Annotated in this window: 13 protein-coding genes; 7 read left to right on the forward strand and 6 right to left on the reverse strand. The window is 65.6% G+C overall.

The genetic code is table 11. The features are described from left to right. The first annotated feature begins 67 nt into the window (after positions 1-67). The 4 genes from ABHF91_RS06565 (at position 68) to ABHF91_RS06580 (ending at position 6,756) form a co-directional block, all read left to right on the forward strand. Positions 68-595, forward strand: a complete 528-nt coding sequence (locus tag ABHF91_RS06565; protein ID WP_409422655.1) for a DUF2760 domain-containing protein — start codon at positions 68-70, stop codon at positions 593-595. Further along, positions 592-2,397, forward strand: coding sequence for an Hsp70 family protein (locus ABHF91_RS06570; protein ID WP_409422656.1), 1,806 nt, complete (start codon positions 592-594; stop codon positions 2,395-2,397). Before ABHF91_RS06565 ends, ABHF91_RS06570 begins: the two co-directional genes overlap by 4 nt. A gap of 2 nt (positions 2,398-2,399) precedes the next feature. Continuing rightward, positions 2,400-5,030, forward strand: a complete 2,631-nt coding sequence (locus ABHF91_RS06575; RefSeq protein ID WP_409422657.1) for an Hsp70 family protein — start codon at positions 2,400-2,402, stop codon at positions 5,028-5,030. Between the two features lie 127 nt (positions 5,031-5,157). Further along, positions 5,158-6,756, forward strand: coding sequence for an EAL domain-containing protein (locus ABHF91_RS06580; RefSeq protein WP_409422658.1), 1,599 nt, complete (start codon positions 5,158-5,160; stop codon positions 6,754-6,756). On the opposite strand, the gene ABHF91_RS06585 is transcribed toward ABHF91_RS06580, so the two are convergent. Genes ABHF91_RS06585 through nrdG form a run of 3 tightly spaced genes read right to left on the reverse strand, consistent with a single transcriptional unit; the run spans position 6,753 to position 8,068 of the window. Further along, entirely contained in the window at positions 6,753-7,226 is a 474-nt protein-coding gene (locus ABHF91_RS06585) for a WbuC family cupin fold metalloprotein (protein WP_409422659.1), read from the reverse strand. The two genes, ABHF91_RS06580 and ABHF91_RS06585, sit on opposite strands and share 4 nt — an antisense overlap. 3 nt (positions 7,227-7,229) lie before the next feature. After that, complete coding sequence (locus ABHF91_RS06590) at positions 7,230-7,538, reverse strand: HlyU family transcriptional regulator (RefSeq protein WP_409422660.1); 309 nt, start codon at positions 7,536-7,538, stop codon at positions 7,230-7,232. Further along, complete coding sequence (gene nrdG / locus ABHF91_RS06595) at positions 7,532-8,068, reverse strand: anaerobic ribonucleoside-triphosphate reductase-activating protein (protein WP_409422661.1); 537 nt, start codon at positions 8,066-8,068, stop codon at positions 7,532-7,534. The genes ABHF91_RS06590 and nrdG overlap by 7 nt, the downstream gene beginning before the upstream one ends. A 147-nt stretch (positions 8,069-8,215) precedes the next feature. Here nrdG and ABHF91_RS06600 point away from each other — a divergent pair, with 147 nt between their 5' ends. Beyond that, complete coding sequence (locus ABHF91_RS06600; protein ID WP_409422662.1) at positions 8,216-8,560, forward strand: DUF805 domain-containing protein; 345 nt, start codon at positions 8,216-8,218, stop codon at positions 8,558-8,560. Between the two features lie 51 nt (positions 8,561-8,611). Here ABHF91_RS06600 and nrdD read toward each other — a convergent pair whose 3' ends face one another. Beyond that, positions 8,612-10,729: an anaerobic ribonucleoside-triphosphate reductase gene (gene nrdD / locus ABHF91_RS06605; RefSeq protein ID WP_409422663.1), complete on the reverse strand. Its 2,118-nt coding sequence runs from the start codon at positions 10,727-10,729 to the stop codon at positions 8,612-8,614. Positions 10,730-11,117: 388 nt separating this feature from the next. On the opposite strand from nrdD, the gene ABHF91_RS06610 reads away from it, so the two are divergent. After that, positions 11,118-11,696 (forward strand): hypothetical protein, encoded by a 579-nt coding sequence (locus tag ABHF91_RS06610; RefSeq protein ID WP_409422664.1) that lies wholly within the window; start codon positions 11,118-11,120, stop codon positions 11,694-11,696. Positions 11,697-11,766: 70 nt separating this feature from the next. Here the strand turns inward: ABHF91_RS06610 and corA are convergent, their stop codons facing one another. Further along, on the reverse strand, positions 11,767-12,714 hold the full coding sequence (gene corA, locus ABHF91_RS06615; RefSeq protein ID WP_409422665.1) for a magnesium/cobalt transporter CorA: 948 nt from the start codon (positions 12,712-12,714) through the stop codon (positions 11,767-11,769). 261 nt (positions 12,715-12,975) lie between these two features. On the opposite strand from corA, the gene ABHF91_RS06620 reads away from it, so the two are divergent. After that, a complete protein-coding gene (locus tag ABHF91_RS06620; RefSeq protein WP_409422666.1) occupies positions 12,976-13,605 on the forward strand; it encodes a DUF922 domain-containing protein in 630 nt (209 codons plus the stop codon). A 69-nt stretch (positions 13,606-13,674) separates the two neighbouring features. On the opposite strand, the gene mnmC is transcribed toward ABHF91_RS06620, so the two are convergent. Beyond that, on the reverse strand, positions 13,675-15,549 hold the full coding sequence (gene mnmC, locus ABHF91_RS06625) for a bifunctional tRNA (5-methylaminomethyl-2-thiouridine)(34)-methyltransferase MnmD/FAD-dependent 5-carboxymethylaminomethyl-2-thiouridine(34) oxidoreductase MnmC (protein WP_409422667.1): 1,875 nt from the start codon (positions 15,547-15,549) through the stop codon (positions 13,675-13,677). Positions 15,550-15,656: the final 107 nt, after the last annotated feature.

A 15,656-nucleotide genomic window follows, 5' to 3' on the forward strand; every position in this document is an offset into this window, starting at 1 on the left:
GATCAGGGAACCGGCGTGGCCGGTTGTTCCCCCTGCCAATCGATCCAACGACACACGGGAAAAACCTATGTCTGTAAGCCTGTTTGGCCGCCTGCGGCTGTCTCTGCACGTCCTGTTCAACGCCCAGGCCGCCCAGCGCCTGCTGGCCTCCCAGACCGTTGCCACCGTTGCGGAAGCTGTCCCGGTTGAGCCGGCGCCTGTGGCCCCGGCCACCCCCCAGATCGATCGCGCCCTGCAGCTGTTGGCGCTGCTACAACAGGAGGGGCGCCTGCTGGACTTCATCCAGGAGGATCTGACCGGCTTCGACGACGCCCAGATCGGCGCCGCCGCCCGGGTGGTGCACCAGGGGCTGGGCAAGGTGATCCGCGAGCACGTGACCCTGGCCCCGGTGGCCCAGGTGAGCGAAGGGCAGGCTATCAGCCTGCCGGCGGGCTTTGACAGCCAGCGCTACCGCCTGGTGGGTAACGTCAGCGGTCAGGGGCCCTTCAACGGCACCCTGCTGCACAAGGGCTGGCAGGCCAGCGCCATCCAGCTGCCCCAGACCCTGCCGGGCTATGACGCCAGCGTGCTGGCCCCGGCGGAGGTGGAAGTATGAGTCAGGCCAAATACGCGGTCGGCATCGATCTGGGCACCACCCACTGCGTGGTGGCGGCGCTGGCGCTGGGCGAGCCTGGGGCCAGCCCCGAGCTGTTCCCCATCATACAGCTGGTGGCGCCGGGGCAGCTGGAGGCCCGGGATGCCCTGCCGTCCTTCTTGTACCTGCCCAACGATAGCGAGCTGGCCCCCGAGCTGCGCCGCCTGCCCTGGGGCGACAGTGCCGCCATCTGTGGCCAGCTGGCCCGGGAGCGGGGCGCCAAGAGCCCCAACCGGCTGGTGAGCAGCGCCAAGAGCTGGCTGTGTCACGGCCAGCTGGATCGGCGGGCCGGCCTGCTGCCCCTGCAGGCCGCCGAAGATGTCACCCCCATCTCCCCCTATGACGCCAGCCTGCACTATCTCAACCACCTGGTGGCGGCCTGGCAGGAGTTCTACCCCGAGGCTCCCCTGGCCGAGCAGCAGATCACCCTGACGGTGCCGGCCTCGTTCGATCCGTCCGCCCGTGAGTTGACCGCCGAGGCGGCCCGGGCGGCGGGCCTGGGCCATGCCACCTTGCTGGAGGAGCCTCAGGCGGCCCTGTATCACTGGCTGGCGGTGCATGCCGAGCAGTGGCGCGAGCAGGTGCAGGTGGGGGATTGCATCCTGGTGGTGGACGTGGGGGGCGGCACCACAGACCTGTCCCTCATCAGCGTCCGCCAACAGGACGGTGCCCTGGCCCTGGAGCGTATCGCCGTGGGCGAGCACCTGCTGCTGGGGGGGGACAACATGGACCTGGCCCTGGCCAACGTCATCCGCATGAAGCTGGCCCAGCAGGGCACCCAGCTGCAGCCCTGGCAGATCCTGGCCCTGGCCCATGGTTGCCGCCAGGCCAAGGAGCAGCTGTTTGCCGAGGTCAGCCTGGAGCGCGCCCCCATCGTCGTGCCCAGCCGCAGCTCCAGCCTCATCGGCGGCAGCCTGCGTACCGAGCTGACCCGCGCCGAGATCGAGGCCGTGTTGCTCGAAGGCTTCTTTCCCGCAGTGGCGGTGACGGATCCGGTGCAGCAGCGGCCCCGGGCGGCTCTCACCACCCTCAGCTTGCCCTATGCCCAGGATGCGGCCATCACCCGTCATCTGGCGGCCTTTCTGACCCGCCAGCGGGAGGCCCTGCCCGGCCAGAGCGGCCAGTTTGTCCATCCCACCGCCGTGCTGTTCAACGGCGGCGTGATGAAGGCCGCCCCCTTGGTGGCTCGGCTCGAATCGGTATTGAACGGCTGGTTGGCCGCCGACGGCGCACCGCCGGTGCGGCGCCTCACCGGCACGGATCCGGATCAGGCGGTGGCTCGGGGGGCGGCCTACTACGGCGGCGTTCGCGCCGGCCAGGGGATCCGCATTCGCGGTGGCACCGCCTGCAGCTACTACGTGGGCATAGAGAGCGCCCTGCCGACGGTGCCGGGTCTGCCACCCATGATGCAGGCCCTGTGTATCGCCCCCTTTGGCATGGAAGAGGGCAGTGCCTGCGCCCCCAGCGAGGCGGTGTTTGCCCTGGTGGTGGGGGAGCCGGTGCGCTTTCACTTCTACAGCTCCACGGTGCGCCGCGAAGATGTGCCCGGCAGCCTGCTGGAGTTCTGGGCCGAGGGGGCGCTGGACGAGCTGCCGCCCATCGAGGCGCTGCTCAGTGCCGAGGGGCATCAGCCCGGCGAGCTGGTGCAGGTGCGACTGCAGGCCGCCATCGATGAGCTGGGCACCTTGCAGCTCGAGGCGGTGAGCCTGGATGGCAGCCAGCGCTGGAAGGTGCAGTTCGACACCCGCGGTCAGGCCTGTTAAGCATGGGGGCCCCGGCCTTCCTGGTGGCCATCGATCTGGGCACCAGCAATATCGTCCTGGCCTACACCCCCTTGGGGGGGGCTGAACCCCAGGTGCAGATCCTGCCCATCCCCCAGTCCACTGGGCCGGGACAGTGGCAGGCTCTGCCCAGCCTGCCGGCCCTGCGCTTTCACCCCGGCGCGGATCTGGATCCCGCCCTCATCAGCCTGCCCTGGCAAGCTGGCCCCCTGGCGGCCAAGCAGCCGCCGGCGGTGCTGGGGGCCTGGGCCCGCCAGCTGGGTCAGCAGCAGCCAGAACGCCTGGTGCACAGCGCCAAGAGCTACCTGGCACTGGACGAGGCCGAGGCCCGGCACCTGCCCTCCGGGCTGCCGGCGGAGCAGGGGATCTCCCCCCTGCTGGCCAGCGCCGGGTATCTGGAGCACCTGGCCCAGGCCTGGCACTGGCAGCACCCCGACCATCCCCTGGCGCAGCAGCACATAGTGCTGACCTTGCCGGCCTCCTTCGATGAGCAGGCCCGCCAGCTGACCCTCAAGGCGGCGCATCTGGCGGGTCTCACGAACGTCACCCTGCTGGAAGAACCCCTGGCGGCCTGTCATGCCTGGCTGCAGCAGCCCGACGCACAAGCGCAGCTTAAGCAGTGCCAACGGCTGCTGGTGTGTGATGTGGGGGGCGGCACCAGCGACTTCAGCCTGCTGCAGGTAGCGGAAGACGGCGGCCTGCGCCGCCTGCGGGTGGGGGAGCACCTGATGCTGGGGGGGGACAACATGGACCTGGCTCTGGCGTTGCAAGCGGCCGGCAAGTTAGGCGAGGTGCAGCGGCTCACGCCGCGCCAGTGGCCGGCCCTGGCCCAGGCCTGTCGGCCGGTGAAAGAAGCCCTGTTGGGGCCGGCGGCCCCGGAGGCCTTGCCGGTGACCCTGCTGGGCCGTGGCAGTGCCCTCATTGGCCAGAGCCAGAGCACCCGGCTCAGTGCAAAAGAGGTGGCGCAGCTGCTGCTGGAGGGCTTCTTTCCCCTGGTGCCCCTGACCGCCCGCCCTCAAGGGGCCCGCTCGGCCCTGCGCCAGACCGGCCTGCCATACCCTGCGGACGTGGCCATCAGCCGCCATCTGGCGGCCTTTTTGGATGCCGGTGGCGAGGAGCCCCTGCCGGACGCCCTGTTGCTCAACGGCGGACCCTTTGCCAGCCCCGCCCTGGCCCAGCGTCTGGCTCAGCAGCTGAGCCAATGGCGCGGCGCGCCGGTGCGCCTGCTGCAACAAACGGATCTTGACTCGGCGGTGGCCCGGGGCGCGGCCCTGTTTGGCTGGCATCGGCAACAGGGCGAGCGCCTCATCCAGGCCGACGTGGCCCGCCACTACTTTGTGCAGCTGGCGGGGCCCCAGGGGCTCAGCTGGTTGTGCCTGTTGCCCAGGGGCACCCCGGTGGGGGCCGAGTGTCCGTTGGCGCTGCCCTTGCAGCTGCAATGCGGCGAGCCGGTGCAGTTTGTCCTGGCCAGCTCTACCGAGACGAAAAATTATGCCCCCGGCGAGCCGGCCCAGGCGCCGGCGCGGTTGCATCCGCTGCCTCGACTCAGCACCCGGCTCGCGGGTCAGGGCCAGGTGCCGGTGGCGCTCAGTGCCCACCTCGACGAGATAGGGCTGCTGGCGCTGCACTGCGCCGCCACGGACGGCTCGGCGCGACGCTGGCCGCTGCAGTTCAACCTGCGCGGCCATGAACAGGCGCAGCCAGCGACTGCCGCGCTGCCGGCCACTGTTCTGGCGCCCATTCAGGGCTTGTATGGCGCCCGTCAGGCCACGGCTGGGCTGATCCCACGGCATCTGCGCCATCAGTTGGAGCAGCTGCTGGGGCCCCGCGCTCAGTGGACCAGTGAGCAGGCCCGCTCCTTGGCAGACGCCCTGCTGATTGGCTTGCCCCGCCGGCGGCGCAGCGCCGAGCACGAACAGATCTGGTTTAGCCTGCTGGGCTACTGCCTGCGCCCTGGCCTGGGCATGCCCGGCGATCCAGACCGGGTGGCCCGGCTGTGGCCCCTGTTTGCCCAAGGGCTGCAGCACGGCCGCCAGGCCGGCGCCTGGGATGCCTGGTGGATCTTCTGGCGGCGGCTGGCGGCGGGCCTCGACGAGGCGGCGCAGCTGGCGGTGCTGGACGAGGTGGGGGCGGCCCTGATGCCGACGCCGCCCGCCAGGGTCTGTGGCGATGAGCCACTGCGGCTGATCGGCGCCCTGGAGCGCATTCCCGTAGGCCTCAAGACCCAGGTGGCGGAGCTGTTGCTGGCTCGCCTGTGCCGGCAACCGGCGGCGGCCGATGCCTGGGCGTTGGGTCGCCTCGCGGCGCGGCAGCTGGCCTACGCCGAAGCCGAGTATCGCCTGCCGGCCGCGACCATACGCCCCTGGTTAGCGGCGCTGCTGGCGCTGGACTGGGGGTCTGTGCCCGAGCTGGCCTTTGCCGCTGTGGCCATGAGCTGCCAGGGGGAGGATGGGCTGGATGAGGCGCTGCGCCAGGCGGTGCTGGCCCGGCTGGACAGCCGGCAGACGGCGCGCTGGCAGGGCTGGCTCAACGGTACCCTGGCCCCGGATGCGGATCTGCTCAGCCAGCTGTGGGGGGACAGCCTGCCGGTCGGCCTGAGCCTGGCCGCCTCTTAGGCCACGCCCGGCACTGCGTTGGCAAAGTCGGGGCTTGGCGGTTGTCGAATTAATATCCATACGGATATGATGGCAGCCTAGATGCCGGGTGCGGGAGTGTGGCTGGCGAGGGACGCAAGGAGCCAGCATGAGGGTGTTTAATCGGCCAGTGGCGTGGGGCGGCGAGGCCTGGCTCTGGCATTGCCTGCGGGTAAGAGGACGCTGGCTGGCCGCTTGTCTGTTGCTGCTGTTATTGCTGCAGCTTGGCATGACCTGGTGGCATCGGCAGCGTCTGGATCTGGAAGCCGGGCAGGTGATGGCCGAGGGGCTGGCGGTGGCGCAGCAGTTGGGGGCCAGCCTGGAGCGCCTGGCCCAGTCGGAGGCCCCTCCCTGCAGCATGGAAGACTATGCGCTGATGGCGCAGATCCTGCGGGACTACCAGTACACCGCCGATATTGGTCGTACCGTGGGTGATCGCCTGCTCTGCACGGCCTTGCGCGGGCAGCTTGCTGTGCCCATTGCGTTGCCGGCCCCCGACTTTCGCCTGGCCAATGGCTTTTCCTTTCTCACGGCCCACCGCCTGGCCCCCCGGGATCCCATCCCCCTGGATCTGACCCTGTATCGGGGTGGGGTAGCCTTCACACCGCCCCTCTCCTTTGACAGTAGTTATCTCGCGCCGGAACACAGCTTCTATCTGCTGGATGGCCAGCTGCGTTACCTGTTCCGCATCCTGGGCAAGGCCCCGGCCGAGGGCGGGGCCCCCGCGGTTAACTGGTTTACCGGTCTGCGGCGCTGCAGTGCCGATGGCATCCTGTGTGTCGTGGCGCAGGATCGGCAGCCCTGGCTCTATCAGCAACCCTATGGCGTCGCTGTGCTGGGGCTGGTGGTGCTCGGCCTGGGGTGGGGCTGTCTGTGTGGCCTCCCTGTCATACCGTCGCAGCGGCGACTGCGCGTCCAGGCGTTGCGGCGCGCCATCTTTCAGCAACAAATCCAGGTGTGGTATCAGCCACAAATCCAGATGGCAACTGGCAAGGTGACGGGCTTCGAGGCGCTGAGCCGTTGGCAGTCCGACAGCCTGGGCAACGTCCCCCCCTCCGAGTTTATTCCCCTGGCGGAGCAGGCGGGTCTGATCCATCCCCTGACGCTGCATGTCCTCAAGCAGGCGGTGGATCAGTGTGCCGTCCTGCTGCGTCGCCATCGGTCGCTGACCTTGAGCATCAATCTGGTGCTGGGGCCGGCGTTGACGGCGGAATTTTTCGACAAGGTGCGAAAACGGGTGCTGTCACGGGGGGGTCGCTGTGAGCAGCTGGTGTTTGAAATCACCGAAACCTCCGCCGTCGGCTTTGCCAACATCCAGGTCGTCTGCGATGCCATCAAACGCAGTGGTTTCCGGCTGTCGCTGGACGATTTCGGCACGGGGTTTTCCAATCTCTCCTGGCTGAGCCATCTGCATGCCGACGAGATCAAGATCGACAAGATGTTTATCCAGGCCCTGGGCGAGGAGGGGGTGGCCGGCAGGACCGCCGATATGCTGCTCTCCTTGACCGCCAGCCTGCCCTCGGTGGCCATTGTGCTGGAAGGGGTGGAGACCCAGGCGCAGGTTGAGCGGCTAACGGCGAGGGGGCGGCACTGGATTGCCCAGGGCTGGTATTATGCCAAGGCCATGCGCTCTGCCGAGCTGGCTGGCTACATAGCGCAGCATGGGGTGGCGGAGGGGGTGACGAGGGCGTCGGTGGTCTGCGGCTAGCCCGCCAGGCGGGACAGATAGGCGGCCACCTGCGGGCTGCCTTCGGCCGGAGCCCAGGGGGCGAACTCCACGTAACGTTCCGGCAGATAGGGACCGGGTTTGATCTCCAGCAACAGGCAGGGGGTCGGGCAGTAGAGGCTGTGCCAGCGCTGGGCCGGCACCTCCGCCAGGGCCAGACCCGTGCCCCCCAGCCGGTGACGGGACTCGAGCTGGCCTGTCTCGTCGAACAGCAACAGCTCCAGCTCGCCCCGCAAGGGCAGCAGCATCTCCCAGGGCACCGCCGCCGGGTGGCGGTGGGGGCGAAAGTAGCTGTGGGGCGCCACGGCGATCAGCAGGCGCTGCACCACCTCGGCATGGCTTTGGTGCAGCAGCCGATGGGCCCGGCGCCGTGGGGCACTTTCCGCCTGCTGGGCCAGCTCGGTCAGCTGGGCAGGGGTGATCGCCTGCAACAGGCTGTCGGTCATCGACATCCGTTATTCATCATCCCGCTTGGGTGGGGCAAACAGCTCGTCGCCCACCTGATCGATCAGCCGCTTGGCCTTGTCCACCATCAGCTCTTCGGCCTGCTGGGCGCTGGGCAGCAGATCGGCGCGGATAAAGGTGTGGCTCTGCAGGGTGTCGCCATTCTGGCGGGTGATGCGGCCGGCCAGGCGGAACTGGCTGCCTTCGGCCTTGGGCTCGGGGTAGATGAGATAGCCCTGATAGGCCACGGGTTCACTGGCCTGAGTGGGGGCCGGGGTGCTGGCGCCGCCAAACAGGCTGCCAAACAATTTCTTCAACATGACACTGACTCCTTTTGCGAGGCGGTCAGTGTCGCCTGATCCTGACTATTGCCGCAAGCCTGACGGCGGGGGCGCTCGATGATCCGCTGATTGTGGCTGCCGCGCCAGCGCAGGGCGGGATCCGCCAGGGCCTGCTCGAAGCGGCCATCCACCAGCACATCCAGCTGTTCGACGAGCTGCCACTGGGCTTCGCTCAGCTCATCCAGCCGGTAACCGGTCCAGCACCAGATGTCCTTGCCGGGGCACTCGGCCCGCACCCGGGCCACCAGGGCCGAAACCGCCGCCAGGTTGGCCGGGTGCAGGGGATCCCCGCCGGAGAGGGACAGGCCGCGGCGCTTGATTTTGGTGTCACTGAGATCGGCGATGATGCGATCGGCCATCCCCTGGTCGAAGGGATGGCCCGAGTCCAGCCGCCAGGTGCTCTGGTTGTAGCAGCCACGGCACTGGTGCTCGCAGCCGGAGACAAACAGGGTGGCCCGGGTGCCGGGACCGTTGATCACATCGATGGGGTAGTACTGGTGATAGTGCATCAGGCGGTCCTTAACATTAGATGTTGTTGTTTTATAGCGTTTTTTTATACAACTTCTTGGCTTGCTTAACAGTGTCATATACCATTTGGCACCAAGTCCGGATGAGGCCGGGCTTCGTGTAACTCCCTATCAACAAGGAATCGTGGAATGAACTGGTATCTCTCCGTATTGAAGAAGTATGTGACCTTCAGTGGTCGTGCCCGCCGCACCGAGTACTGGATGTTCACCCTCTTCAACATCATCTTCTCCATCGTCGCCGGTGTGTTGGATGTCGTGCTGGGCCTGGGCTTCATCAACCTGATCTATACCCTGGCAGTGCTGCTGCCGGCCATCGCCGTGGGGGTACGGCGTCTGCATGACACGGATCGCAGCGGCTGGTGGATGCTCATCGGTCTCATCCCCCTCATCGGCGCCATCGTGCTGCTGGTGTTCTTCTGCCTGGAAGGGGAGAAGCAGGAGAATCGCTTCGGTGCCGATCCCAAGGCCGCCTAAGGTCTCAGAACACCGACAGAGGGCGCCGTTAGGCGCCCTTTTCGTTTCCCGTTACAGGTGCTTGACCCGACGCTTGACCTCTTCTTGCTTGCCCGCGTTGAAGGGGCGGGCATCCGGGCTGCCCAGGTAGCCGCACACCCGACGGGTCACCGAGACCCGGGTGGAGTCGTGGTTGCCGCAGCGGGGGCAGGTAAAGCCCTTGCTGGTGCACTCGAACTCGCCGGTGAAGCCGCAGTCGTAGCACTCATCAATGGGGGTGTTGGTGCCGTAGTAGGGCACCCTGTCATAGCTGTAGTCCCACACGTCCTCCAGCGCCTCCAGGTTGTGCTGTATGTTGGGGTACTCGCCGTAACAGATGAAACCGCCGTTGGCCAGGGGCGGATAGCCCATCTCGAAGTCCAGCTTGGCGTAAGGGTCCACCTTCTTCTCCACATCCAGGTGGAAGCTGTTGGTGTAGTAGCCCTTGTCGGTGACGCCATCCACCACGCCGAACTCCTTGGCGTCCAGCTTGCAAAACCGGGTGCAGAGGTTCTCGCTGGGGGTGCTGTAGAGGCTGAAGCCATAGCCGGTCTCGGCCTTCCAGTCGTCCACCGCATCGCGCAACGCCTGGACGATTTTCAGGGCCTTGTCCCGCAATACCTGGCTGTCGAACACATGGCCCTGCTCCCGGTACAGGGCGTTCACCGTCTCGTGGATGCCGATGTAGCCCAGGGAGATGGAGGCGCGGCCGTGCTTGAAGATCTCGCTGACGTTGTCGTCGGCCTTCAGGCGCACGCCACAGGCCCCTTCCATGTAGAGGATGGGAGCGACCCGGGCCTTGACGTCTTTCAGACGCTCGATGCGGGCCAGCAACGCCTTCTTGGCCAGGCGCAGGCGGCCGTCCAGCAGATCGTAGAAGTGGGCCTCGTCCCGGGCTTCCAGGGCGATGCGCGGCAGGTTGAGGCTCACCACCCCCAGGTTGTTGCGGCCTTCGTGCACCAGCTCGCCGTTCTCCTCATAGGTACCCAGGAAGGAGCGGCAGCCCATGGGGGTCTTGAAGGAGCCGGTCACCTTGACCACCTGGTCATAGTTGAGGATGTCCGGGTACATGCGCTTGCTGGCGCACTCCAGGGCCAGCTGCTTGATGTCGTAGTTGGGCTCGCCGGCCTGGTGGTTGAGACCGGCCTTGATGGCAAACACCAGCTTGGGGAAGACGGCGGTCTTCTTGTTCTTGCCCAGCCCTGCGATGCGGTTCTTCAGGATGGACTCCTGGATGAGGCGGGACTGCCAGCTGGTGCCCAGGCCAAAGCCGAAGGTGACGAAGGGGGTCTGACCGTTGGCGGTGTGCAATGTGTTGACTTCGTACTCCAGGGACTGGAAGGCGTCGTAGCACTCCTTCTGGGTGCGGGATCTGGCATAGGCCTCGGCATCCTGGATGCCCCATTCCTGGGCCACTTCCAGATGCTTGTCGTAGCTCTTGGTCACGTAGGGCGCCAGCACCTCGTCGATGCGGTTGATGGTGGTGCCGCCGTAGATGTGGCTGGCCACCTGGGCGATGATCTGGGCGGTGACGGCGGTGGCGGTGCTGATGGACTTGGGGGTGTCGATCTCCGCATTGCCCATCTTGAAGCCGTGGGTCAGCATGCCCTGCAGATCGATCAGCATGCAGTTGAACATGGGGAAGAAGGGGGAGTAGTCCAGGTCGTGGAAGTGCAGCTCGCCCCGCTCGTGGGCCTGCACCACATCCCGCGGCAGCAGGTACTGCTTGGCATAGTGCTTGGCGACGATGCCGGCCAGCAGATCCCGTTGGGTGGGGATCACCTTGGAGTCCTTGTTGGCGTTTTCGTTCAGCAGATCCGAGTTGCTCTGCTGCACCAGCCCCTGGATCTCCTGATTGAGGCGCCCCTGCTTCTCCCGGGCCAGATCCCGGTCGTGGCGGTATTCGATATAGGCACGGGCCATCTCCTTGTGAGGGCCGGCCATCAGCTGGTTTTCCACCAGCAGCTGGATATCACCGATGGCCACCTCGTCCTGTTCACTCAGCCTCAGTGCCACCTGTTCGGCCACCTGGGCACAATAGGCCAGATCCTTGACGCCCACCGCTTCGGCCGCCTTGGCGACGGCCTCGATGATGCGCATGCCGCTAAAGGGCACACGGCACCCATCCCGTTTGATGACAACTGGTTTCACGCGTTTGACTCCTGTGAGATTGGCAAAGCGGGCGCCGCGAGCGGGCGCCACCGTGGCGGGGGGCTGACGAAAATCTGACCCATTAGACACAACATGTTGGGTCTATGTATAGCTCCTTGCCTATATGTGGTGGCTATTAAGCACAATCACGCCGGCAAATTTATTGATCCAGCGCAGGCTTTTTGAGGGATGGGCGAAGAGTTGGCCGAAAGATGGGATCCGCTTCATGGTTCCATTTGGACGATGTTTGCTCAGCCAAACGGTGCCGGTTTTTGGTGGCTTTGCCAGGGATGGGGCCCTGCGTGTAAGCTAGCGCCTGCCCTGGCTGCAGTCTGTGAGGAGGTTCGCCTTGTTGCCTGGTTTTCGCCCCTTGATGTGGGCTTGTTGCATGCTCGTGCTGCTCACCTCTGGCCTTAGCCAGGCGGAGGAGGCCAAGCGGGTGCCCACCAAGCGCCCCCCTTCCCGTACCCATGATCCCGCCTGCCGCCTCATCAGCGATGCGGTGAACCGTACCGTGTGCGAACGCACCGCCCTGGTGGCCATGGACCAGCAGCTCAAGGCCAAGATGCAGGAGCTCGCTGCCGTGGGCGGCGAGGCCCTGGAGCAGAACCATGAGCGCTGGTATCAGCGCCGCAACGCCTGTGCCCTGCGTCAGGACATACGCCGCTGTTTGGAGCAGGTCTACGGTGAACGGCTCATTGAGCTGGACTGGCGCTATCACAGGGAGCGCATCGTCTATCAGGGACCCATCACCTATCGCTGCCCTCAGGGGGAGCTGGCGGTGAGCTTCCTGGCCACCGAGCCGCCGGCGCTGGTGGTGCAGCAGGGCGAGCTGAGTGAGCTGGCCTTCCTGCATCCCGATGGCATGGGGGTCAATTACCGCGGCGTGGCCACCAACCTGGAAGAACAAAAGGGGGCGGCGCGCATCCAGTGGCAGGGCCAGTGGCGCCAGTGCCAGCAGCAATAAATCTGCCGATATAAACAAGAAACCCCGCTTGGCTGCGGGGTTTTTTGTTTTTGCGCCTGACTGTCGAGGCTTACAACCAGCCGCGGCGCTTGAAGAAGTAATAGGTGGCGAAGGCCGAGATCAGCATCAGGCCAATGGAGAAGGGGTAGCCGAAGGCCCAGGAGAGCTCCGGCATCCGATCGAAGTTCATGCCGTAGATGCTGGCGATCCAGGTGGGGGGCAGGAACACCACGGCTGCCACCGAGAAGATCTTGATCACCTTGTTTTGCTGCAGGTTGGTGAAGCCCATGGCCGCTTCCAGCTGGAAGTTGATCTTGTCGAACAGGAACTGGGTGTGGGGCAGCAGTGATTCAATGTCGTGCAGCACCTCGTCGATGGCCTTCTTCTGCTTGTTGCTCAGTTGCTGGCGCACGGTGCGGCGCACGAAGCGCAGGGCGCGCCGGGTATCGTGCAGGGCCAGACGGATCTGGCTGTTGGTCTCTTCCTGCTCCATCAGCTCCTTGAGCATGTCGTAGATTTCGTCGTCATTGAGTACCTGCTCCGAGGTTTCCTCCAGGGTGGTGTAGCCATCCTCGATGAGATCCGAGAGGTACTCCACCTTGAGATCCTGCAGCTCCAGCAGCACGTCCATGGCATCGGTGATCTGCACCCTGTCATGGCGCAGGTAGTGGCGCAGCAGGCGCACCACGCCGATGTCTTCCTCGCGGAAGCTGATGAGCAGGTTGTTGCGCAGGGTGAAGGACATGTTGACGCCGCGGGTCTCACCGCCGATGCGCTGGGGGAACAGGGAGAGAATGTGCAGGCCGTCGGTGTCCCAGTAGAAACGGGCCGAGGCCTCGATCTCGTCCAACTCTTCTTCCTCGGGCACGTCTTCCAGGAACAGGCCGCTGAGCCACTCCCGCTCGTCATCGTCGGGTTTGTAGGCATCCAGCCAGATGGTGTTGGGGGGCAGGACGTCGTTGGTGGTGAGGGACACCACGTCTAGCACCTGATTGTGCAGCATGTAGGCGGTAATCATTTCGTCCCCTTTTCCAACAGGTTATCGCTCAAGTGTAAACGGCCGCACTATACTCGCCCAAGGTGACAAAGTCAGGTCTGAGCCGGTGCGACCGGCGAATTATTGGGCTGGACGCCCGTCGCGGTATGCCGGGTAGTTTAAGAGAGATCACAGAATCTCTTGCTCTTATGAGTCTTGCCTATGCTATGTTAGCCACGGTCAATAGTGTACTAAATACAATGGTTTCGGTTAATGCGTCAGAAGATGTGTGAGGATGATGCCATGACTGCATGCGGCAGGGAGTCACGGATCCGCCCCTTGGCCCTGTTCTTGGGCGGGCTGCTCCTGTGCGGGACGCTACAGGCGGCCGATCACTACGAAAACGTCAAGATAGAGCCCAAGACCAGCGTGAATTTCCGTTTCTACGATCTGGATGCGGCCACCCCGGCCCAGCTCACCAGCAGCATACTGCGCCAGGCCCCGGTGGGCCAGCAGGGCCGCCGGGCGGTGGGGCGCGCCATCTACAAGGTGGATTGGCAACTGGATACCAGTCAGCGCAAGGGGGCCTGTTACCTGTACGGGGTCAAGGTCAAGACCCAGGTCGACGTCCTGGTGCCCAACTGGCTGCAGCTCTCCAAGCTCAACGCCGATGCCCAGGAGCGCTGGAACGGCTTCTTGGGCAGCATGTTGGAATATGAGGCCTGGCACAAGGATCTGGTGCTCTCCGCCAGTGAGCGCATCGGCCAGGGGATCGCCGAGCTGCCCAAGGAGGCCTCCTGTCAGCTATTGCGTCAGCAGGCCGATGCCCTGGGGCGTCAGGAGCTGGACGATGCCCGTCAACAGGTGCGGCGGTACCAGAAAGAGACTGCCAACGGCAAGCATCTGGGCATGAGTCTGCCCACCGGCCTGTAGGCCTATTGAATTGACCACGACAAGGGGCGCATAGCGCCCCTTTTTGCTGCCTGGATGAGGTTGGGCGGGCTAGTTGTCGGCAGAAAAGCGCTGGCTGTCGATGGCGGCCAGCAGATCCGAGGCCAAGGGGATGGGTTCGTTCAGCAGCTGTGCCGCCAGCACCTCGGCCAGCAGGGGCGCCGAACACAGGCCCCGGGCACCCAGGCCGGTGAGCAGCCACAACGGCTGCCTGGCCGTCGCCCAGGGCCCCACTATGGGCAGGTGATCCCGCACCGTGGCCCGCACGCTCACCCTGGCTTCTTCTCCCATCTGCAGCAGCTGTGGCCATTGCTCATCGGGCAGCGCCTGCTGCAGCTTGGCGAGATTCGCTCCCTGCTCCGCGGCACTGTAATCCAGCTGGTCAAACGCCCGCTCGAAGCTGGCGCCGATGCAGTGCCCCAAGGGACCGCGGGGCGTGAGATAGCCGCCATAACACAGCACGGTATTGAGGGGCTGCAAGGGGGCTTGAGGCGCCAGATGGGTGACCTGGCCGCGCACCGCATGCATGGGCAGCCTGGCAAGACCCGGCAGCGCCGGGGTCTCATGACCGGCGGCCACCACCAAGGTGGGGGCCGGCCAGTGGCGGCCATGCTGGTCGGTCAGCCGCCAACCCTGTTCTGCGGGTTCCACCTGCTGGATACGGCAGTCGGTGACGAGCTCCAGCCGGCCACTGGCCTGGGCGCGATCGAGCAACGCCTGGGTCAGCTGGGCCGGGCAGAGCCAGCCGCCTTGGGGATAGCGCACCGCCGAGCCCACCAGGGGCCGGCCGGCCAGGTCGTCCCGCTGCGTCGGGCTCAAAGCCTCCACCAGCTGCGCCGGGTAGCCGGCCTCGGTCAGGGCCTGCAGCTTGCGCTGGGCCTTGGCATCCTGGGCAAACTGGATGACGCCACACCAGGCGTGGTCCACCTGATCGGAGAGCCCATCATACAGGCGACGGGCCAGGGTGAAGGCTGTGGCGTAGAACTGGCTCAGCACTGGGGCATTGGGGTTCAGCAGGGGGTAGAGGGCGCCCTGGCGGTTGCCTGAGGCGCCTTGTGCTGGCGCTGGATCGGCGCAGAGCAGCCGTACCGCCTGACCACGCCGGGTGAGGGCATCCGCCAGACAGGCCGAGGCGATGCCGCCACCTATCAGGGTAATGGTGGGCAAGGTGGGGGACGGTTCAGCCTGATCTGGCTTGTGCCCCGCCAGCATCTCCCGTTTGCTGCCGTGGCCCGGCACCTTGGCCATGGTGAAGCCAGATGCCTGCAGACCGCGGCGGACAAATCCCGCGCAGGTGAAGGTGGCCAGGGTGGCGCCGGGGCGGGCCAGGCGATAGAGCTGATCAAACAGATTTTGCTGCCACATCTGAGGGTTCTTGCTGGGGGCAAAGCCGTCCAGAAACCAGGCGTCCACCCAGCCTGCGGCGGTTGCCGGCCAGTGCGGCAGGCTGTCATTCACATCGCCAAACCACAAATCCAGGGTCACGCGTCCCTCATCCAGGATCAGACGGTGACAGCCGGGCAGCGGCAGAGGATACTGGGCCAGTAGGGGTTCGGTCAGATCCGCCAGACTGGGCCAGGCCGTCAGGGCCCGCCGCAGATCCGCCTGACATAAAGGGTACTTCTCTGTGCTGATAAAATGCAGTCGCTGTACGGCACCATCCGGCTGCTGCTGCCGGTAGTGGCGAAAGCTCTGCCACAGTGCCAGGAAGTTGAGTCCGGTGCCGAAGCCGGTTTCTCCCACCACGAACAGGGGCCGGTCGTGCCGGGCCCAGCGTTCCGGCAGGCCATTGTGGTGGAGGAACACGTGGCGGGTCTCCTCCAGGCCGTTGTCGTTGGAGAAATAGACGTCACCGAAGGCGTCGGCCACCGGCGTACCTTGTTCGTTCCAGTGCACGCTGGCCTGGGTCAGGGAGGGGGTTGACATGCTTACCTCGGCTCGGCTCACAAAAAGCGCTGGGATTCTACGTGAAAGCAGACCAGTTGTTGAGGTCAAAAACGGTAAACTCGGCTAGGGTTTGTCCATATCTATCA

The sequence above is a fragment of the Pseudaeromonas aegiceratis genome, assembly GCF_046254905.1.
Lineage (GTDB): Bacteria > Pseudomonadota > Gammaproteobacteria > Enterobacterales > Aeromonadaceae > Pseudaeromonas > Pseudaeromonas aegiceratis.